Origin of the sequence: Bifidobacterium lemurum, assembly GCF_014898175.1 — a bacterium.
Classification (GTDB): domain Bacteria; phylum Actinomycetota; class Actinomycetes; order Actinomycetales; family Bifidobacteriaceae; genus Bifidobacterium; species Bifidobacterium lemurum.
In genome coordinates, this window is sequence record NZ_CP062948.1 from 2,789,822 (window position 1) to 2,809,428 (window position 19,607).

Consider the following 19,607-nt stretch of genomic DNA (forward strand, 5'->3'; position numbering starts at 1 on the left):
TGATGGCAACGTCTCATACGAGACGCTCAGATCTGCTCTTCCCAGTCGTAGTGCTTGAGCACGAAGTCGGGCGCATCCTCTGGCCGCTGCGGGATGGGTTTCGCCAATTGTCCGATGCGGGCCATGTCGTCACCGTTGAGCTCGAAGTCGAAGATGTCGATGTTCTCAGCCATATGTCGAGGATTCAGCGTCTTCGGCAGAACGACGTTTCCTTCCCGCAGATGCCAACGCAGAATGATCTGCGTCGGAGTCTTACCGTACCGCTCACCCAATTCGGCGAACACGGGTTCGCCCATCATGGCGGCGTCGTAATGCATGACACGCCACAGCTTATGCATCAGACACATAAGCACCTCTCACTGAATTAGCACATACAGCCACAGTCCCATCGTCGCACCGCAGCCCCACACGCTCACATCGCACGCAGTATGCGGCCTACGACGGCGACGAATCCCTTCACGCGATCATCCGGACGTTTGGCATATAGCAGTCCGTAGGGAACGCGCAGGTTCCAGTGTACGGGAACGGTGACCAGCGAGGGGTGCACGCCCGACCAGGCGTCCAAGGTGAGCAGCAAGTCGCCGCTTTGCTCGCATCGGTTGAAGGTGTCCATGTCGTAGAAGCGATGCGTGCACTCCACATCCAGTTCGGGATGGGCGTCGAGGAACGACTGGAACTCGCCCGGCGACTCCTGTTCGGGAACCATCAGACGACGCCCGCGCAAATCGTCGACTTCCAAGCGCTCTTTCCCAGCCAACGAATCGTTCGGCGACATGGCGACGCATAGGTCGTACGCGCCCAGCGGCAGATAGTCGGCCATCTCATGCATGCGCGCGGAGTTGAAGGCGCCCACGAGCACGTCGATGTCCTCGCCAAGTCGTTCCACGACGGACAGGATTCGCTCGCGATCGTCCGAGTAGGGCACGATGGCGAAGTTGTAGGCGGCCGGTTCTTCGGCCCGTTCGTTCCACAAGTCGAGGAACGCCCGGCATGGGTTCAGGAACGATGATCCGATGCGGATCGTGTGGTCGGCGAGATTCTGCGCCGCCTTCGCCCGTTCGATGGCTCGCGCCGACTCGCGGACCATGCGCTTGGCGTCCTTCAGTATCGACTCCCCCGCGGCGGTCAGGGACAATCCTCGGCTGGTGCGTTCGAACAGGCGCAATCCAAGCCGCTTCTCCAACGCGTTGATATGGTGCATCACGGAGGCCGGAGTGACGTACAACCGTTCGGACGCCTTGTTGAAGCTGCCGCAGTCGGCCACGACCACAAAAGTGTCCAGCAACGGATCATGCATGCCGCACCTCCCCTCAAGTATTGAGTTTCCTTAAACACACTATACGTATTTTGGTAATTCCCCATCAACCCATCCGCGCCTACGATGACGAGCATAAGGGCCGCGACCGTGACACGACTTGACCAGTCTCGCATGTCTCACAAAACAGGCGGCCATCATCGCAGCCGACGAAAGGAGCGAATAATGCGCACACGCAAACTCAGGGGTCTGACCGTATCCGAAATCGGCATGGGATGCATGGGATTCTCCCACGGCTACGGCCGCATCCCCGACGAGGAATACAGCATCCAAGCGATCCGCGCCGCCTACGAGCATGGGTGCACCTTCTACGACACCGCGGAGGTGTACAGCCCCAATCTGGAAGGCATCGGGCATAACGAACGCATCGTCGGCAAGGCGCTGCAACCGATGCGGCGTGACGTCACGCTCGCGACGAAACTGTTCCTGCCGACCGACGAGGCGCGACGCGACGGCGTGTACGCCACGCTGCGGCATCATCTTGAGGGATCCATGCGACGGCTATGCACGGACTACATCGACCTGTACTATCTGCATCACCTCAATCCCGACGTTCCGGTCGAGCAGGTGGCCGAAGGCATGGGGCGGCTCATCGAGGAAGGTCTGATCCGCGCTTGGGGCCTGTCCAATGTCGGCGTGCGGGCCATCGCGAAAGCCCATGCGGCGACGCCGGTCTCCGCAGTGCAGAACATCTATTCGATGATGGAGCGAGATTGCGAGGAGAGCGTCATCCCTTACTGCATGGAGCATGGGATCGGGGTCGTGCCGTTCTCGCCGATCGCCAGCGGATTCCTGTCCGGCAAGATCACGCCGCGGACGCGGTTCGAACAGGTGGACGACGTGCGCAACGTCGTGCCGCAATTGTCGCGGGAGAACATCGCGGCGAACCAGCCTCTGGTCGAGATTCTGCGCGATTACGCGGCACGCAAGCACGCGACGCCCGCGCAGATCTCCCTGGCGTGGATGCTGCACAAATATCCGAACGTCGTTCCCATTCCCGGCTCGAAGAACCAGTCGCGGATCCTCGAGAACCTCGATGCCGCGAACGTCGAACTGACGGCCGACGAATTCGCCTCGCTGGAGCGGGCCCTCGATTCCTGCGCCATACACGGCTACCGCGGCTGCGTGGAGATCGAATAGTCTTTCTAAAGACAGCGAGGAATAAAACCGGAACGAGCCGCCGCGATCACAGGAAAGATATGCGACATCAGATGAGTCAGCCGGAACGCGGTCGACAATTCATCGCACACAGCCACGTCTTCGGCTATCTGCGTTAGCGGTAGTGGATTCGAGGCCCTGCGGACATCGTTCTGCGTTAGCGGTAGTGCCCGTAGACGCATAGACCGTATATGATCCGCAGCATTCCAACGAACATACTTGGCCTATAGGATTGAGGACACTACCGCTAACGCAGAACGATGTCTGTAAAGGCCCGAACCCACTACCCGTAACGTAGATTGATTCCGGTCGCACAGATATCGCACAACCGTCGGGACAATTCCAGCATCTTGACGCTATTGGTAACGGCCAACCGCGTGTCCATCATGTCGGCACCCGGTATCGGGCGTCGACGTCGAAGCAGGTCTTGTAGACCATCAGCATATGTTTTTAAGTACAAGAATCAATATCTTGGGACTATATGCCGGAGACACCGCCATCGGCTATTGGTAGAGCTTGATTCCGGCCATGTAGATATCGCGCAGCTGCCGGGACAGCTCCGACATGTCGACGTCCAACTCCCCCATCAGATACCTGCGGTACATGCCGACCGCGCCTTCCGCGAGGAAACAGAGGAAGCGCCGCGTCCCTTCGATATCCGCCACCAGCGTCTCATCGACGTTGACCATCGTGCGGGCCACGAATTCGTTCTTCAACTTGTCCAGAAACGCCGAGGAGTCCGATTGCGCGATCAACACGGTGTTGACGGCACGGTTCGTTTCGATGAATTCGCCGATTCTGTTCAGCAATGGCAAGGGATCGTCGAACTGCTCCTCCTCCATCGCCTCATCCAGGTACGCCCGCAGGCGAAGCAGAAAATCGTCCTGTATCTCCTCCGTGAGCTCGTCGATGTCGTGGTAGTGCGCGTAGAACGTGTTCCGGCTCAAATCGGCCCGTTCGGCGATGTCCACAACCGTGACCGACGCCCGATCACGCGTCTCCAACAGTTCGACGTACGCCCGGCGGATCATACGTCGAGACCGCTCCGCATTACGGTATTGCCGTTTGACATTCCTGACAGATTCCTTACACATGCACAAAATCTTACACGACGCTCAATAATGCATATGGCGATGGGATTCGCCCTTGCGTAGAACGGGAAGCACCAGTTCCCCGACAATCAAAGGAGCCCATCATGAAATGGTTCGACACCCACCACGCCACCCGACCCCAAGGCATCGAACGCAAGCACGCGCATATCGTCGGCGGAGGCATCGCCGGCATGGCCGCGGCCGCGTTCCTCATCGACGACGGATATATGGACGGACGCAACATCACCATCTACGAGAATCTGCCCACCGTGGGCGGATCGATGGACGGCGCCCGCAACGAGCATGGCTATCTGTGCCGCGGCGAACGCGAGCTGGAACCCCATATGGAATGCCTGTGGTATCTGTTCTCCAAAATCCCCTCCATAGACTCCCCCGGCATGACGGTGCTCGACGAAACCGTGGCCGCGCAACGCGACGACCAGATCTACGCGCACTCCCGCGTGCTGCACAGGCAAGGCGAAGTGTACGAGGGCATCCACGATTTCACCATGTCCAAAAGGCTCACGGACAAGATGATCGAGATGGCCACCACGCCGGAGGAACGTTTCGAGGATATGACCATCGACGAGTTCTTCGGCGACACGGCGGACGAGCTGTACCAGTCGAGCATGTGGATCTGCTTCCATTCCATGCTCGCGTTCAAGCACTACCACAGCATGATCGAATTCAAACGCTATGTGGTGCGCTTCATGATGTACCAGCCGGGCGCGGATCGGCTGGTGGGCATCACCCACACCAAATACAACGAGTACGATTCGATGATCAAACCGCTGCATGCCTGGCTGCGCGAACGCGGCGTGACGTTCCGCACCGGATGCACGGTGACGGATGCGGATCTCAACGCCGACCATTCACGCATCATCGCATTGCGCGTGCGGGACGAGCGTGGCGAAGATACCGTCTCCATCGACGACGACGGGCTGGTGATCATCACGAACGGTTCGATGACCACCAACAGCGCGTTCGGCGACAACACGCATGCCACCGAAACGAACCGCGGCACCGAGGATATGGGCGCGTTCACGTTGTGGAAGCGTCTCGCCGCGAAGGATGCCAACCGTTTCGGACATCCCGAGAAGTTCTGCTCCGACATCGACAAAACGAAGTGGGTCAGCGTCTTCCCCACCGTCACAGGCTATCCGGAATTCTTCAGGCGAGTGTACGAGCGTTACGGCTACGCTCCGAACACCACCACCGGCGCCATCACCGTCAAGGATTCCAGTTGGGACATCTCCATGGTGTTCTATCCCAAGTATTTCCCGCAGCAGGCCGATGACGAGCAGGTGTTCTGGTTCGACGCGCTATACGGCGAGAACGAAGGCGACTACATCAGGAAACCGGCCGACCAATGCACCGGCGAGGAGCTGCTGACCGAGCTGCTCTATCATCTCGGCATGCTTGACATGAAGGACGAACTGCTCGCCCACACCTATATCTCGACCTGCATGATGCCGTACATCACCTCCCAGTTCATGCCGCGCACCATCAACGACCGTCCGCGCGTCATTCCCGAGGGATCCGCCAACTACGCCTTCATCGGCCAGTTCTGCGAATTGCCCGGCGATGTGGTGTTCACCGTGGAGACCTCGATCCGCACCGCGATGATGGCGGCCTATGGGTTGCTGGATCTCGACAAACCGGTGGTGCCGCTCTACGAGGCGCAATACGATATTCGCGTGCTGTCGATGTGCTTGAGGAAAATGCTCGGCAAAGACGCCATCGATACGGAGGATCTGCCGAAGATCAATCCGCTCAGGATGCGCGAGGAGAGCCGCAAGCTCGTCGACGCGTTCAACGCGATCCCCGAACTCGACGTCATGGCGCACACCTACTGATATCGGCCGCATGCGCGCGGCATCATGATATCGGCCGGTATTGGTCGTCGGCGGTGAAGCAGGTTTTGTAGACCATCAGCATGATGAGGCTGTCGGCGAGCAGGGTCAGCGCGGCGATGGCGGCGAGGATCACGAACTGGTATTTCGCGGCGTCGAGCGGGTCGCCGCCGGCGATGACCTGACCGGCCATCATGCCGGGAATCGTCACGATGCCGCTGGATGCCAGCGATGCGGTGGTCGGCAGCAGGCCGAGCCGAATCGATGAGACCACCGACGGCTGCGCCGCCTCCCACTTGCTCGCCCCGAGCGCCAGCAGCGTGTCGATTTCGTCGCGCCGTTCCCCCATGCTTTCGTAGAACCGGCTCAATCCCACCGCCAGAGCGCTCACCGTATTGCCCAACAGCATGCCGGTGAGCGGCACCACCAATTGCGGCGCGTACCACGGTTGCGGACGGACGATAAGTTCCGCCACCAAGGCGATCATCATCGTCATCGTGACCACCAGGCTGAGCAGCACCGGACCCGCGAGTCCCTTCGGCACGCCTTTGGCGCGCGAAAGCGTGATCTGCACGCCGGCGACCAGCATCACGGCGATCAGGGCGAACACCAGCCACGGATTGTTCGCCCTGATCACGAAGCCCATGACGAAACCCATCGCGCACAGCTGCAGTAGAGCCCTGCAGGCCGACCACAGCAGCGTGCGCCCCACGCCCATGCGCATGATGCCCGACACGGCCGCGGCGGCGACCACCATAAGCATCGCCACCAGCAGACCCCAGATATCGATGGAATAGGTCGCGCTTCCCATCAGAGCACCTCCCCCGTCATCGCATCGCGTGCGACGCCCGCACCGACCGCACCGCCAGTCACACCATCGGCAACACCATCGGCGACGCCACCGCCCATATCGGAGGCACCGGCCAAGCCGGTCACATCGGACAACACGCCATCCGCCAGTCTGAGGATGCGCGACGCGCGCCCATCCGGCGGACGGTGGCGGATGCGCACCACCGTCATGCCGTGTCCGGCCGCTTCGGCCAACACATCGGCCACCAACCGCGCGTTGTCGTCGTCCAACCCAGCGTCGACCTCGTCGGCGAGCAGCACCGTCGGACGGGTGAGCAATGTGCGCGCCAGACTGACGCGGGCCGCCTGTCCGCCGGACAGATCATGCACGGGCCGGGAAAGGTCGACATCCGAGCATCCGACGGCATCCAACAGCCCGCGAATCCGCCCGTCCGGCAGAAGCGCGCCCGCATCCGGACCCGCATGCGAACCCCGCTTCCCGAACCGGGCTTTCACGGAAGATTCCGCTTCCTTACGCACCGCCAACGTCCATGGCAGACGGATCGCCTCGCCCACGCTGTCACCGATCAGCGTCGGCTTCTGCGGCAGATAGGCCACACGGCGACGCCACTGCTGCGGCGCGAACTCCGCCGCCGGCCGACCCTCAAACGTCAGCTCTCCGGCCGCATGCGGATTCAATCGGGCCAGAGCGGTCAGCAGACTGCTTTTGCCGGAGCCGGACGGACCGACCAGATCGACGATCTCACCCCGGCCAAGCGATATCGAAAGTCCCTGGAACACGGCCGTCACGCCATGCTCGCCTGGCATCGCGCATGACATATTCCGCGCGCGCAGCACCTCTTGCGCCTCTTGCACCTCTTGCATAGGCACACCATACCGCCGCACGGCATGGCACGGCGTCTCCCCCGCGTTTCTTAGCGTATTCTTAGCGACAATTCCTTTGGATGGTGCCAAACGCACCATGATGACAGGAGAGGCATGACGAACGAAACCGAAATCCCGACAAGCGCCTTGGCGCTCAGCGACCCATCGCGGCTGCTGCTGCCCGCGGTGCTGCTCGTCGAAGACGACGAACGTCTCGGCGCCATGACCCAGGAGATGCTCTCGGAGGATTTTCAGGTGTCATGGGCCCGAACCGGCGCCGAGGCGCGGGCGCTCCTGTCCGGCGCGCATTATGATGCACTGGTCGTCGACCGCAGACTGCCCGACGTGGACGGTTTGAGGATCGTCCGCGATCTGCGTGCGGCGGGCATGACGACGCCGGCGCTGATGCTCACCGCGCTCGCCGAAGTCGATGACATCGTCGCCGGGCTTGATGGCGGTGCCAACGATTATCTGACCAAACCGTTCCATTTCGCCGAGCTTCAGGCGCGCCTGCATGCGATGCTGCGTGGGTTCGCGGCGCGGACCGCCACCATCGCCATCGGCGATTGGATGCTCGACACCGTTTCGTCGCGCATCGAGGATCCCGATGGGCATGGGCTTACGCTGACGCGGGCGCAGGCCGCGCTGCTCGCCACACTCGCCGCCTCGCCCGCCCACGTGTTCTCCCGCGAGGAACTGTTGCGCGAGGTGTTCGACGACGCCAGCGAGCCGAACACCGTGGATGTGTACGTCTCCTACATTCGCGGCAAAACCACGCGTTCGATCATCGAAACCGTGCGCGGGCGCGGCTACCGTATCGGCTCGCCCGAAGCCGATTGACATCAAGGGAGGTCCCATGCGCGGTTTCGCACCATGGTTCAGGAAAGCGGCGGATATGGCATCGTCCATGGTCCGGCCATCGTCGACGCGGGCCGGGGAGCGCCGCACCATCGCGGATTCCATCAGTCTGCGGATGACGGTGACGGTGGGTGCGATCACCATCGTCGGTGGTCTGCTGTTCGCCGCCGGCGTGCTGTTGGGTTCGCGGCACGAGTTCTCGGAACGAGGCATCGACCCCGACCGCATGGCCGTCGATACGCAGTTCGGCGACGGCATGATGGTGATCGACACCGAAAAGGCGATCGCCTTCACCGTACTGTTCGTGCTTGGCGTGATCGTCGCGGTCGCCGCGGCCGGTTGGTATTACTCGCGCAAGGAGGTGGCTCCGTTGGAACGCGCGTTGCGGCTGCAACGCAATTTCGTGGCCGATGCCAGCCATGAGCTCAAAACGCCGCTGGCCGTGATCTCCACCCGCATCGACCTCATCGACTTCCGGCTCGCCCACGGCCAGAACATCGACGAGCCGCTGCGCGATCTGCGCGACGATGTGGACCGGATGAACGCCATCGTCACCGATCTGCTGACCGCCGCGCGCGGGGCGACGCATACCGAACCGGTGCGTATCGCGGACGCGGTGGCCCGGTCGGTAGACGCCGTCGCCCCGCTGGCCGAACGTCAGGGGGTGACCATTGTGCGGCATGACGACGCTTCGGATTCCCGACTTGTCGTGGACGGCAATCTCACCGGCATATCGCGCTGTCTGGTCGCCGTTTTGGACAACGCCATCACCCATTCGCCGCGCGGTCAGCAGGTTTCGGTCCGGATCGGATTCGGGCACCATGACGATGTCGCGATCCGCATCATCGACCACGGCCCCGGCATCGGGGAGGATCCTGAGCGGCTGTTCCAAAGGTTCGCACGCAGCGACGACGGCACCACGCATCAAGGATATGGTCTCGGCCTCGCGCTCGCCCGGGACGTCGCCAACCGCTATCACGGATCAATCATCGTCGAGGAGTCCTCACCGAACGGCACCACCATGCTGGTGCGCTTCCCGCTCGCCGAACAGTAATAAGCGCATAAAGCCACCGAGAGACAAAGACCCGTGGCCGCGGCGGGCGGCATCCAGCCATCCCAAAATCTGAGTGGTATCTGAGTGGCGGTCTCATAGGCTATGTCGCATGACAGCAACAGCATTGATTCAAGCGTCGGCATCATCCATCGATACTCTGCAATACACCGCCGGCACTGGTGGTGTCATCGACTCGATCACCACCTGGCTGGTCGATCTGATGGCCGCCATGGGCGGCTTCGGCACCGGCGTGGCCGTGTTTCTGGAAAACCTGTTCCCGCCCATCCCCAGCGAGGTCATCCTTCCTCTGGCCGGGTTCACCGCGGCGCAAGGCCATATGTCGTTGCCCGAGGCAATCATCGGCGCGACCATCGGCTCGGTGGCGGGCGCGTTGGCGCTGTATGCCATCGCCTACGCCATCGGCGCCGAACGCATGCGCCGCCTGTTCGATTGGCTGCCGCTCACCGAGGCCAGCGATATCGACAAGGCGAACGATTGGTTCGAACGGTATGGTTCGCCGTCGGTGCTGGTGGGGCGTGTGATTCCCATCGTCCGCAGTCTCATCTCCATTCCCGCAGGCATCGCTTCGATGGGGCTCGCACGGTTCGTCGCGCTCACCACGCTCGGCTCCGCGGTGTGGAACACCATGTTGGTGATGGCCGGCTATCTGCTCGGTTCGCGTTGGAACACCATCCTCGCCCTGCTCGACCGATTCCAGATCGTCGTCGCCGTTCTGCTCGTGGCGTTGGTCGTCTGGTATGCGGCCGTCAAGCTCAAGCACGCCCGCTAGTTCTTTTGGGGCAGTTTCGTCATCCCCGCGTCATCCAGCGATTTTCCGCAAACGTTCAATGCCTGATTCGAAACAGCTGGACATCGCCTCTATCGATGACGCGGAGATGCCGTTGGATACGGCCGCCCTACGCCAATCCGACATACGATCCGCCGTCTCCCGCGCGATCTGTTTTGCCTGGCTTAAACTGGTTCGATAGTATTCGCACACCGATAACGCCACTTCGGGATCGGCTTCTCTGCTGTCGTAATCGATGGCTGTGTTCAATATTTTAGGATTGTCGCCGATCGTTGGATTCACATCAAACGCCGGTGACAACGTCCATCCGCGCTCCTCTTTGAGAAATCCTTGATTGCGCATATGGTTATCCGTATTGCCCACCGCAGTATCGAACAGCGCTCGTTTCCACAACTCTCGAATGTCGCGATTCGGATTGGATCCCCACTCCTCCAAGAACTCCACAAGCTCCAAAAACGAATAATGTCCGCCGTCCACTCCCTGGACCGCGGTCATACCACTCATATAGGGGATTCGCCCGCCGTCGTCGGTTCTGTCGAATCTCTTCAGCAACAGCACCGAGCGTCCACGAACCCGTAACAGACGGGTGCCCGGCACTCGAATCCCCACTTCCGAGGCGAGTTGCAACACGGTTTTCTCCCATGCGCCGACATCATCGGAGATGTTTTCATCCGCACGCGGAAATTTGGCGATGTTCAGCCTTCCCTGTTCATCTTGCACGGAAGCCTTCGGACGCGCGCCTCCAAGGCTTGACCCGGCGGCAAGCAAATCACGAACGTCGGCGTTCATGTCTTTGGCCGCACGATCCGCCGACGACAGCAAATCCGGAATGCTGACCTCACGGGGCACACCTTCTCGCGGATCGGCGAGCGCGACGCCATCCTGCCAGATACGCAGCGCGCCCTGACGTGTCGTATCGTTGACGCCGACCAGCATATCCCCCTCGAACAGCGTCCGTGCGGTACGAGATTCCTCTTTGGCGGCGTTACGTTCCGCGCGCTTCATGAGATTGCGCCCCCAACGGTCCGGCATGCAATCCTGGAATATTCGGAACATCGGCGCGTCGGACGCATATATCGTTCCGGACGTAAGAGGCATATCCGGAGCCAAAGGAAACGCTTGGGGCTCTTTCAAATACGACTCGTCATAAAGGAAACTCGCGCGCTCAACTCCCCTGCGCACGGTTGTGAACAGCCTGCCGACGAGAACATCCCGACCGCCTATCTGTATTGTGACTTGGCATTCCACCGTAATCAACTCCTCACACGTTTCGGGGCATCGTCATCGGCGCGAAGACGACCGATAGGGGTATTCAGCGGATCCGTCGCGGAAACCACGGAGTCCAGCGTTCCCAGAACCCTCGCCACGCGCAGAAAAGTCTCCAGACTTCCTTTTCCCTGGACCAGCAGTTTACGCACCGTCGGCACCGACAGGTCGGCCCTTTCTGCCAGCAATTCAAGTGTGATTCTCTGCTGTCTGCGAGAGAGGTCCATGTGCTGCGCAATGTTGCGCATGGCGCGAGCCACCGGAATAGGTGTGCGAGAAGCCATAACACATCCTTTCTAACAGAAACAAATATATCATTTATCCCCGTTAACAGAAAAGATTGTTTCAGTTAGCGAAGCTCACGGTCACGCTGCCGCCGCCCATGGCTTCGGGAAGGTCGGCGGTATCGTCGACGGAGGCGATGCGGGTGTATGAGTAGGAGGTTTGGAAGGTCTCGTAGAACAGCACGAGGCAGTCGGAGCCGAAGAGCATCAGATCGCCGGCGTGGATGGTTCCGGGATTCGAGGCGTTCGTGGGCAGCCTCTCGTCGAGGTAATGGTATTTCTCGTTGCCGTGCAGATCGTCCATGTTCACGGTGAGCGGGAGCCATTCGGCGAAGTCGCGGGCGGCTTGGGTATCGGCCAAGGTCGCGGAGAAGGAATGTCCGTTGATGGTGATGGTGATGGCGTTCATTGTCTGCTCGCTTTCCGAAGTGTCGTCGTTTCCGGTATCGCCGTTCGTGGTTGGAGCGTTGGTATTGGATTCGGATTGGGTTCCGACATCGCCGGATTCGCTTTGCGTCGCATGCGATTGCGACGAGTCTGTTCCGGAACCGCCCTCCCCCGCCGATTCGTTCCGCGCGGCGCATCCGGCGGCCAGAAGCAGCGCCGTGCACGCCAGCATGGCCGTTAGCGCGCGCAGTGCGCCGCCGATAGCGCCGTGAAGGATGTTCGACCTATTCATCGCAAAGCTCCTTACGAAAAGTTGGCCGGTATGCGGCGGATGGTTCAGGCGTTCGCCCGCTGGCGACGGGCACGCAATATGCCGCACGCCCGCGGAGCGACGCGTGCAAGCAGCAGCGGCAGGGCGACCGCCAGCATGGCGATTCCGCCGACGGGAATCACGCGGGAGCCGACCGAATCGATCAGTAGGCCAACCAGTTGCGTACCGATCATCGTGCCCAGATTGGTGGCGGCGAGGAACAGGCCGTTGGCGAATTCAGGCGAGTCGGGCATGGCGCTGGAGATCCAATACTGGTTGACGTTGCCGACGCATCCGGCCAGCACACCCAGCACAATCAGAATCACAGCCACCGGTGCCGTCAAATCGCCGAATGCGAAGAACAGCGCGAACATCACGGCAATGGGCATCGGCAGCATGCAGGCGAAACGTCGCGGAGAGCGGGTCAGCGCGTTCCCCGCGATCATATTGCCCACGATGTTCATCAGACCGTACGCCAGCAGCATCAGGCTGATCGCGGAGGCCGATAGTCCGGTGACCGTGCCGAGATACTCAGACAGGTAACTGAATACGCCGAACACCGCGCCGTTGAGCGCCACCACGCCAAGGATGGCGAGCCAGGTCTCCTTTTCCAGAAGATGCCGCAGCTGACTGCCGTACGACATCGCCTGCGGACGCTCGCCGTTGGGCAGACCGAACAGCAAGGCCAGCAGCGCGAATCCGTTGACGGCCGCGAAGAACAACATGCCCACACGCACGGAGCTCACCGAGACGATCCAGTTCACGCACGGCACGCCCAGCACCATGCCGGCGGAGACACCCATCATCACTTTCGCCGTGGCTTTGGGCGCGTCCTTCGCCGGAACAGCGGCGGCCGCTTCGGAGAAGGCGAACGAGGTGTACACAGGTTGCATGATCGCGGGAATCACACGCAACGCCAGCATCAGCGGAAAGCTGGAGACGAACGCGGAGGCGAGACTGCATGCGGTGAATACGGCGAGCGATGTCAGCATCACCGTTTTGCGGCGAAAACGGGAGCACAATAGCGGCGTCACCGGGCCGGAGAACGCAACGGCCAGAGCGAACAGGCTCACCAGCAGGCCTGCCGTCGCCACGGTGACGCCGTATTCGCTCGCCACCGCGGGCAGGATGCCGGCGATGCCCATTTCGGTGTTGATGAGTCCGAACGCGCCGACCGCAAGTAGGAAGATGCGCAGGTTCGCCGCGCGGGATTGCGATGATGAAGACATGGTTGTCACCTCGGTTGAGATGCGGGATTGTTGGATTGCATTCACCTTAGGCATCGCACGGCAGCCATATCAAATACCTATGAACGATACTGATCCATATTCGCAAGGCATGAGTTGAGCGAAGATTCTGAGCGGAGAGAAACCCTCTTTTTCTGCGTCACCCTAAGCGAGGCAAGCCTCTTGTGACGGCATCCCGAACAAAAAGACTTCCCTCTTGGCGTCATCCTAAACGAAGCGAGCCCCTCTCTTGGCGTCATCCTGAGCGAAGTGAGTGAAACGAACGAAGTCGAAGGATCTCCACCGTTGTTAGGTAAGAGATCCTTCGACTTCGCTGCGCTCCGCTCAGGATGACGGAGAGGGTGCCTCGCCTATTCGACGGATACCGTCACGGTCGCCTGACGACGCTTGAGGAAGCGGCGGATGGCCACGACCTCGGCGGCGACCAGCAGCACGCCCAGCACGCCGACGGCGGCGTAGTAGATGTACTGCCAGGTCGGAGTGGTGACCTCGGGCTGCCCATCCTCGTAGATCCAGCTGTTCACCGCGGTGTAGAGGATGTTGTGGGTCGCGGCGCGCATGGCGATCAGCGAGGTGGCGCTATGGTCGGTGATGTGGTTGGTGGTGTCCGTGGTCGCGAGCATCGCGTCGCCGCCGTTGCGGATGATCTGGTCCGCAACCTGATAGCCGAGGCCACCGAAGTAGTCGGTCTCCACGAATCCGCGGAAGCCCCATTCGTCACGCAGCACCGTGTTGAGCAGGCCCGGATGGGCACCGGCGTAACGGGTGCCGATATAGTTGTAGGAGCTCATCACCGCGGTGGCTTCGCCGTCCTTGACCGCCATTTCGAAGGGCTTCAGGTAGATCTCGCGGATCGTCTGCTCGTCGGCCCAAGTGCAGATCATGGAGTTGCGGTTGGTCTCTTGGTCGTTGAGCGCGAAGTGCTTGATGAAGCCGTACACGCCCTTGCTGGCGGCACCGGCGTTCTCGTTCGCGGCCATCACGCCGGAGAGCAGCGGATCTTCGGAGAAGTACTCGAAGTTGCGGCCCGCATAGGCGGAGCGGTGGATGTTCATGGCGGGGGCGTACCAGCCGGTCACGTTGATCTCATGCGCCATATCGCCGATGATCTCACCGTATTCGGTGGCCAGTTCCGGATTGAAGGTGTTGGCCACGACGACGCTGGCGGGCAGACCGATGGAGCCGACGCCGGTGAAGTTGTTGTTCAGCGCGGCGGGGCCGTCCACATCGGACTGCTGGGGCTTGTTGATCTTGGAGATGGCGGCGTTGTTGTAGCCGGTGGTCGCGATCAGCGTGTCCATGTCGTCGAAGGTGAGCTGGTCGAGCAGGTCGTCCCACATGGGGTCGTCGTAGTCCTTGCCGTACAGCTCGTACAGATCGATGCCGTTGTCGGCACCGGTGGTCGGCATCTCATCCGAATCGTCGTTCTCGTTCTCGTAGTTCGACGCGTTGATGAACGTGGCCTTATACTCCTCAGGCATGGAGTAGGTGCTCGGCGCGGCTGTGGCCTCATCGTAGTTGGCGAAGTGGTCGGCGCGTGACAGGTATGTCACGTCGCCGGCGGCGTCGTCGAACACATTGGTGACTTCGGTCTGGTCGCTGGAGCGGTGGCCCTCGCCGGAGTAGACGATGGTTTCCGGCACGGTCACGGTCTGCTCTTCGATGATGGTGTGGGAGTCGGAGCGGATCGAAATGCCGTAGTCTCCGGATTCAAGCACGTAGGCGCGGGCGTTCTGGTAATCATAGGACGCCATATCCTCGTCGTTGAATTCGACCGAGATGGTCTGCGATTCTCCTGGCTCGAGCTCGTCCGTCTTGGCGAAATCGATGAGGTTCGCGCTGGCCTTCTCGATACCGCCGTTGGTGTACGGCGGATTGTAGAACACCTCGACCGCGTCCTTGCCGGCCACATCACCCGTGTTCGTCACGGTCACGTCGAAGCTGATCGTGCCGTCGGAGGCGTAGTTCACCTCTCCCATCTCCTGCTCGAAGGTGGTGTACGACAGACCGTAGCCGAAGGGATACTGCACCACCGCGTCATAGTCGATCGCACCTTCTTCGGCGGCCGTCTCATAGTAACGGTAACCGACGTAGATGCCCTCGACGTAGTTCACGAAGCTAGGCGTGCTGGTGCCGGTGAACGAGGTGGCGTTGAACTCGTCCATATTGTCGTAGGTGAAGTTGCCGATGTTGTTGTACCACGGGGTGAGCGAGAAGTCGCGCACGAAGGTATCAGTGGAATGTCCGGAGGGGTTCGTGGCCCCGGAGAGTACTTCGCCGAGGGCGGCGAAACCGGTCTGGCCGGCGGACGGGCACCACAGCACGGACTTGATCTGCGGATAGTCGTTCACGAAGTCGAGTTCGAAGTCGTTGGCGCCGTTGTAGACAAGCACCACATTGTCGAAATTCTCAGTGACGAGGTCGATCATATCGGCCTCGCTCTGCGAAAGAGTCAGATAGCCTTGGTCGTCGGCGAAGTCCTGATAATCGTCGGAGTTGTTGTGGTAGACCACATCACCACCCATCTGTCCGGCGACGGCGTTCGCATCGCCCTCGCCACTGTCGGTCTCCTCGCCGGGGCCGGTCTGGGCGATGTCTCCCATACGGTGTGGCAGATCGGCGCCTTCGCCGCCCGGACGGGCGAGCACGACGACCGCCGTGTCGGAGAAATCACGAGCGTTGGAGAGCAGATCATCGGAGTAGGTGGAGGCGGGCGGCTCCGGCAGGGTCCAGTCCTGGCTGAACACGCTCATAGCCGGACGATCGGAACGATAGTCGGTGTAGAACTGCGACAGTTCGGTGTTCGTTTCGACGCCGGCCTCGTTCAGCCCTTCGAGGATGGAGGTGGTGTCGTACTGGTCGTTCAGCGATCCGGAACCGGAGCCGCCGTAGATAGGATTGGTGGAGGCCCATCCGAACACGTTCACTTGGCCGGCCCCGAGCGGCAGCAGGTCGTCGTCGTTCTGCAGCATCACAATGCCTTCACGCTGAATGTCGACGGCCATCTCGTTGGCGCGGGCCATCGTCTCCTCGGACAGCTGTCCACCGCCGGAAAGCAGCGACAGCGTAGTGCTCAACGGTCCGAACAGCATCATGCTCACAGCCACAATCATGGCCACGGCAGCGGCGATCCAGGTCTCGCCGTGCACAAGCTTGCGCACGCTCTGTTCCTTCACTGTGCGCTTGTTGACGATGAACGTGACCAGCAGCGCGATCGCCAACGTCACGCCGATCGCGATGAGCTGCATGCGCAACGATGCGATCACATTGATCACGTCGGCGATATTGATGCCTAACATGCTCTTCTCCTTCTATGGGGTTGTATGGTTGGCCACCACCGGGCTGCCGTGCCCGGGCACAAGTCCGAACCACGTCGGCTTGCCATGGCTTTCCTTGTCATGGGGCCGAATGTTGGGTCTTGTGTGCGGTGTTGATGTTCACCATAAAACGGCGCGAATCGCGCATCGCAGGTTTTTCACGAGCCGTCATCGTAGTCGCATGAGCCGTTCCGCATCGTCGCAGCAAACTTCGCGCAACGGTTAAAATGCCTACTATGGCTTTGATTTCGATTGCGATCACCGATGACGTCGACGAGGATGCCGCCGTCACCGAGTCGATGGTGCGACGCTATTGCGACGAGCATCCCGCCGAAGACATCCGGCTCACGCTCACCCGTTTCGAGGATGGCGCGGCTTTGCTGCGCTCCTACGACGACGCGGACCGCAAGCCCTTCGACCTGATTTTCCTCGATGTGGAGATGCCCGGCATCGACGGTTTGGAGACCGCGCGTCTGCTGCGCGAAAGGGACACGCGCACGGTGATCGTGTTCACCACCAAAATGGCCCAATACGCCACGGTCGGCTACGATGTGGACGCCGTCGGCTATCTCGTCAAACCGTTGGAATATCCGGGCTTCGCGCTGAAAATGCGCAAGGCGTTGAGCATCATCGGCTCGCGCAAGGGCACCACCATCGCCATCAAATCCGATGACCACATGCATTTCCTCGATTCGCACGACATCCGCTATGTGGAGGTGACGGGGCACAACGTGTTTTACCACACCGACAAAGGCATATGGCGGGATTGGGGTTCGCTCAAAGCCACGGCCGAACAGTTGGGCGAGCACGATTTCGTGGTGTCAAGCCGGTACTGTCTGGTCAATCTCGCATGGGTGGATGCCTTCGAGGGCGATACCGTGGTGGTGGACGGCGAGCGCGTCCCCGTCTCCCGTTCCCGCAAGAAAGCGCTGATGCAGGCGTTGAACGCCTACTATAGTCGGGCATAGGCGGCCATCATGCTGCAACTGACGTATTTTCTGCCCTTTCTGTTGGAGTTCGTCGCCGGAGTGCTGCTGTTCACGCGGCGGCTCGACCGGCACCGCGCCGATCGCGTCGCGATTGGCGTCATCATCACGCTGGCCGCCGGCGTGGCAACGGCCGCAATCCGTATGATATGGCCATTCCTATGGACAGCACCGTCGACTGATGGGACATCCACTTCCGCCATGCGCCTTGTGGCGAGTACCGTATTGTTCGCCTGTTATGCGGCGTTGCTCGTGATGTTGCTGCGTTGGATCTGCTCCATTTCGTGGATGGAGTCGTTGGTCATCGTCGCCGTGGGCTATTGCGCCCAGCATATCGCGTTCGCATGCGTGGCGGCTTTACGTTCCCTTTTGGGCTTGCGCTTGTATATCTACGATGTGCGGCTGGTTCCACTGCATCTGGTGGTGTTCACGTTCGTCTACTGGCTGATTTGGCTGCTGGCGGCCCGTGATTTCACCGTGGATGGGGAGAAGATCCGCGACACGAAGGCTCGCGTGCTGATGAGTCTTGGCGTGCTGGCGGTGGTGATCGTGTTCAATCTGGCCGTGGAGGAACTGGTTGACGGCGGTTGGCTGGGGTTCGGAGGCCAGATCGTATGCTACCTGTACGACCTGGTGTGCAGTGTACTCGCGTTCGCGCTGCTGCTCGCCTTATCGAACAACGACCGGCTGGCCAATGATCTGGCGGTGATTCAACAAATCAACCGGCTCAAGGAACAGCAGTATGAGATGAGCCGCGAGAACATCGAATTGGTGAACACCAAATTCCATGATGTGCGCAAGGATCTCGCATCGCTGCGCAAAACGGCGCAGGAACTGCAGCGCGCGCAGGAGTCGCAGCCCGGCGACTCCCCCGTGCCGAACATTCCCACCGAGGCGTTGGAGCGGATGGAGCGTTCGATCCGCGTGTACGATTCGATTTTCCATACCGGCAACGACGCGTTGGATACGCTGCTGACGGAGAAAAGCCTATATTGCGCGCGGCATGGCATCACTCTGACCGCCATGGCGGATGGCAAACAGCTCGGCTTCATGGACCGCTCCGACGTGTACGCGCTGTTCGGCAACATCCTCGACAACGCGATCGAGGCGGTGACGCTGCTGCCGGACGCCACCGACCGGCAGATCACCTTCGACCTGCGAGCCAACGGCCGCATGCTGCGCATAAGCGAAGAGAACTACTACACCGGCGAGGTGCGTATGGCGGACGGCCTGCCGCAAACCTCCAAGGGCGACAAACGCTTCCACGGCTTCGGCATGCGCTCCATCGCCCGGCAGGTGGCGAAATACCAAGGCCAACTCGACATCGCCGCCGCCGACCACGTTTTCTCCCTCAACATCGTCATCCCCATTCCGGCATAGCTTATTCCACGCCGATTTGGACGATTTTGTTGCCCCAGCCTTCGAGCACGGGATTGTCGATGACGGCGTTGACGAAGTCGTCGGTCGGCTCGAATTCGCCGACCTTCGTGTATTCGCCGCTGATTTGCGCGTCGCGATAGAACAGGATGATGCGGTTCGGGTCGGAATAGTAGACCTCGCCGGCATGCTGCTCGGTCACGGTCTGCGGATCGGAGGGGATCTCGTAGCGGCTGGGGATGTCGTAGTACTGCATCACGTCGGAATCCTCGAAATCGTCGTAATGGTAGATCGGCAGACGCCAGTCGGAGTCGGCCACATATCCGGCGATGGCGGAGGCGGTGGCGTTGGATTCCAAATTCATGGCAAAGGGTTCGCCTTCGTCGCCGAAGCGCACCTGCAGTACGGTGGGGATCTCGCCCGAGAATGATGAGCCCGTCGATCCAGCGCCGGACGAAGAGCCTCCCGTCGCGGTACCGTCCGACGACGCATCACCACCGGCGCAGCCCGCCAGGGTGAGGGACATGGCGAGCGCGCTGCCCGCCGCGATCCACATACGCAACGTGTTCTTCATGATGATGTTCCTTTCGACAATGGTGGGTGGGTTGCACAATGATGGGTG

At 60.9% G+C, this 19,607-nt stretch carries 18 protein-coding genes; 7 read left to right on the top strand and 11 right to left on the bottom strand.

What is annotated here, in order from left to right:
- Positions 1-26: 26 nt before the first annotated feature.
- Together BL8807_RS11185 and BL8807_RS11190 are read right to left on the bottom strand one after the other, a co-directional pair.
- Complete coding sequence (locus BL8807_RS11185) at positions 27-338, bottom strand: aldo/keto reductase (RefSeq protein WP_158217106.1); 312 nt, start codon at positions 336-338, stop codon at positions 27-29.
- Between the two features lie 74 nt (positions 339-412).
- Complete coding sequence (locus BL8807_RS11190; RefSeq protein WP_072725423.1) at positions 413-1,297, bottom strand: LysR family transcriptional regulator; 885 nt, start codon at positions 1,295-1,297, stop codon at positions 413-415.
- Positions 1,298-1,480: 183 nt separating this feature from the next.
- On the opposite strand from BL8807_RS11190, the gene BL8807_RS11195 reads away from it, so the two are divergent.
- The gene (locus tag BL8807_RS11195; RefSeq protein WP_072725425.1) at positions 1,481-2,455 is read left to right on the top strand and encodes an aldo/keto reductase; all 975 of its coding nucleotides are present in this window, start codon (positions 1,481-1,483) and stop codon (positions 2,453-2,455) included.
- 521 nt (positions 2,456-2,976) lie between these two features.
- Here BL8807_RS11195 and BL8807_RS11200 read toward each other — a convergent pair.
- A complete protein-coding gene (locus tag BL8807_RS11200; RefSeq protein WP_083570185.1) occupies positions 2,977-3,567 on the bottom strand; it encodes a TetR/AcrR family transcriptional regulator in 591 nt (196 codons plus the stop codon).
- A 101-nt stretch (positions 3,568-3,668) separates the two neighbouring features.
- Here BL8807_RS11200 and BL8807_RS11205 point away from each other — a divergent pair, with 101 nt between their 5' ends.
- Positions 3,669-5,420, top strand: coding sequence for an oleate hydratase (locus tag BL8807_RS11205; protein ID WP_072725429.1), 1,752 nt, complete (start codon positions 3,669-3,671; stop codon positions 5,418-5,420).
- Positions 5,421-5,442: 22 nt separating this feature from the next.
- On the opposite strand, the gene BL8807_RS11210 is transcribed toward BL8807_RS11205, so the two are convergent.
- Positions 5,443-6,228 carry an ABC transporter permease gene (locus BL8807_RS11210; protein ID WP_072725431.1) on the bottom strand — a complete coding sequence of 262 codons (786 nt, stop codon included), beginning with the start codon at positions 6,226-6,228 and terminating at the stop codon, positions 5,443-5,445.
- Positions 6,228-7,091, bottom strand: coding sequence for an ABC transporter ATP-binding protein (locus BL8807_RS11215; protein ID WP_072725434.1), 864 nt, complete (start codon positions 7,089-7,091; stop codon positions 6,228-6,230). Before BL8807_RS11215 ends, BL8807_RS11210 begins: the two co-directional genes overlap by 1 nt.
- Before the next feature lie 114 nt (positions 7,092-7,205).
- Between BL8807_RS11215 and BL8807_RS11220 the strand changes: the two genes are divergently transcribed.
- The 3 genes from BL8807_RS11220 to BL8807_RS11230 all read left to right on the top strand — a co-directional run bounded on the left by BL8807_RS11220 (position 7,206) and on the right by BL8807_RS11230 (position 9,793).
- Positions 7,206-7,931 carry a response regulator transcription factor gene (locus BL8807_RS11220; RefSeq protein WP_072725436.1) on the top strand — a complete coding sequence of 242 codons (726 nt, stop codon included), beginning with the start codon at positions 7,206-7,208 and terminating at the stop codon, positions 7,929-7,931.
- A 55-nt stretch (positions 7,932-7,986) separates the two neighbouring features.
- A complete protein-coding gene (locus BL8807_RS11225) occupies positions 7,987-9,003 on the top strand; it encodes a sensor histidine kinase (RefSeq protein ID WP_158217107.1) in 1,017 nt (338 codons plus the stop codon).
- Positions 9,004-9,112: 109 nt separating this feature from the next.
- On the top strand, positions 9,113-9,793 hold the full coding sequence (locus BL8807_RS11230; RefSeq protein ID WP_083570187.1) for a DedA family protein: 681 nt from the start codon (positions 9,113-9,115) through the stop codon (positions 9,791-9,793).
- 30 nt (positions 9,794-9,823) lie between these two features.
- Here the strand turns inward: BL8807_RS11230 and BL8807_RS11235 are convergent, their stop codons facing one another.
- From BL8807_RS11235 to BL8807_RS11255, 5 genes are all read right to left on the bottom strand, one after another.
- A complete protein-coding gene (locus BL8807_RS11235) occupies positions 9,824-11,059 on the bottom strand; it encodes a type II toxin-antitoxin system HipA family toxin (RefSeq protein WP_159431891.1) in 1,236 nt (411 codons plus the stop codon).
- Between the two features lie 5 nt (positions 11,060-11,064).
- Entirely contained in the window at positions 11,065-11,361 is a 297-nt protein-coding gene (locus BL8807_RS11240) for a helix-turn-helix domain-containing protein (protein ID WP_072725443.1), read from the bottom strand.
- 61 nt (positions 11,362-11,422) lie between these two features.
- Positions 11,423-12,040: a cyclophilin-like fold protein gene (locus BL8807_RS11245; RefSeq protein WP_205408857.1), complete on the bottom strand. Its 618-nt coding sequence runs from the start codon at positions 12,038-12,040 to the stop codon at positions 11,423-11,425.
- Between the two features lie 44 nt (positions 12,041-12,084).
- Complete coding sequence (locus BL8807_RS11250; protein ID WP_072725445.1) at positions 12,085-13,287, bottom strand: MFS transporter; 1,203 nt, start codon at positions 13,285-13,287, stop codon at positions 12,085-12,087.
- Between the two features lie 368 nt (positions 13,288-13,655).
- Positions 13,656-16,604 carry a glycoside hydrolase family 3 N-terminal domain-containing protein gene (locus tag BL8807_RS11255; RefSeq protein WP_072725446.1) on the bottom strand — a complete coding sequence of 983 codons (2,949 nt, stop codon included), beginning with the start codon at positions 16,602-16,604 and terminating at the stop codon, positions 13,656-13,658.
- 254 nt (positions 16,605-16,858) lie between these two features.
- Between BL8807_RS11255 and BL8807_RS11260 the strand changes: the two genes are divergently transcribed.
- Both BL8807_RS11260 and BL8807_RS11265 read left to right on the top strand, forming a co-directional pair.
- A complete protein-coding gene (locus tag BL8807_RS11260; protein ID WP_072725448.1) occupies positions 16,859-17,590 on the top strand; it encodes a LytR/AlgR family response regulator transcription factor in 732 nt (243 codons plus the stop codon).
- A 9-nt stretch (positions 17,591-17,599) separates the two neighbouring features.
- On the top strand, positions 17,600-18,988 hold the full coding sequence (locus tag BL8807_RS11265; protein WP_072725450.1) for an ATP-binding protein: 1,389 nt from the start codon (positions 17,600-17,602) through the stop codon (positions 18,986-18,988).
- A 1-nt stretch (position 18,989) separates the two neighbouring features.
- On the opposite strand, the gene BL8807_RS11270 is transcribed toward BL8807_RS11265, so the two are convergent.
- Positions 18,990-19,559 carry a cyclophilin-like fold protein gene (locus BL8807_RS11270; protein ID WP_072725452.1) on the bottom strand — a complete coding sequence of 190 codons (570 nt, stop codon included), beginning with the start codon at positions 19,557-19,559 and terminating at the stop codon, positions 18,990-18,992.
- Positions 19,560-19,607: the final 48 nt, after the last annotated feature.

Excerpts from the sequence above, each read along its gene's own strand:
- BL8807_RS11185 (WP_158217106.1), bottom strand. The coding sequence starts at position 338 with ATGCATAAGCTGTGGCGTGTCATGCATTACGACGCCGCCATGATGGGC.
- BL8807_RS11190 (WP_072725423.1), bottom strand. The coding sequence starts at position 1,297 with ATGCATGATCCGTTGCTGGACACTTTTGTGGTCGTGGCCGACTGCGGC.
- BL8807_RS11195 (WP_072725425.1), top strand. The coding sequence starts at position 1,481 with ATGCGCACACGCAAACTCAGGGGTCTGACCGTATCCGAAATCGGCATG.
- BL8807_RS11200 (WP_083570185.1), bottom strand. The coding sequence starts at position 3,567 with ATGTGTAAGGAATCTGTCAGGAATGTCAAACGGCAATACCGTAATGCG.
- BL8807_RS11205 (WP_072725429.1), top strand. The coding sequence starts at position 3,669 with ATGAAATGGTTCGACACCCACCACGCCACCCGACCCCAAGGCATCGAA.
- BL8807_RS11210 (WP_072725431.1), bottom strand. The coding sequence starts at position 6,228 with ATGGGAAGCGCGACCTATTCCATCGATATCTGGGGTCTGCTGGTGGCG.
- BL8807_RS11215 (WP_072725434.1), bottom strand. The coding sequence starts at position 7,091 with ATGCAAGAGGTGCAAGAGGCGCAAGAGGTGCTGCGCGCGCGGAATATG.
- BL8807_RS11220 (WP_072725436.1), top strand. The coding sequence starts at position 7,206 with ATGACGAACGAAACCGAAATCCCGACAAGCGCCTTGGCGCTCAGCGAC.
- BL8807_RS11225 (WP_158217107.1), top strand. The coding sequence starts at position 7,987 with ATGGCATCGTCCATGGTCCGGCCATCGTCGACGCGGGCCGGGGAGCGC.
- BL8807_RS11230 (WP_083570187.1), top strand. The coding sequence starts at position 9,113 with ATGACAGCAACAGCATTGATTCAAGCGTCGGCATCATCCATCGATACT.
- BL8807_RS11240 (WP_072725443.1), bottom strand. The coding sequence starts at position 11,361 with ATGGCTTCTCGCACACCTATTCCGGTGGCTCGCGCCATGCGCAACATT.
- BL8807_RS11245 (WP_205408857.1), bottom strand. The coding sequence starts at position 12,040 with ATGAATAGGTCGAACATCCTTCACGGCGCTATCGGCGGCGCACTGCGC.
- BL8807_RS11250 (WP_072725445.1), bottom strand. The coding sequence starts at position 13,287 with ATGTCTTCATCATCGCAATCCCGCGCGGCGAACCTGCGCATCTTCCTA.
- BL8807_RS11255 (WP_072725446.1), bottom strand. The coding sequence starts at position 16,604 with ATGTTAGGCATCAATATCGCCGACGTGATCAATGTGATCGCATCGTTG.
- BL8807_RS11260 (WP_072725448.1), top strand. The coding sequence starts at position 16,859 with ATGGCTTTGATTTCGATTGCGATCACCGATGACGTCGACGAGGATGCC.
- BL8807_RS11265 (WP_072725450.1), top strand. The coding sequence starts at position 17,600 with ATGCTGCAACTGACGTATTTTCTGCCCTTTCTGTTGGAGTTCGTCGCC.
- BL8807_RS11270 (WP_072725452.1), bottom strand. The coding sequence starts at position 19,559 with ATGAAGAACACGTTGCGTATGTGGATCGCGGCGGGCAGCGCGCTCGCC.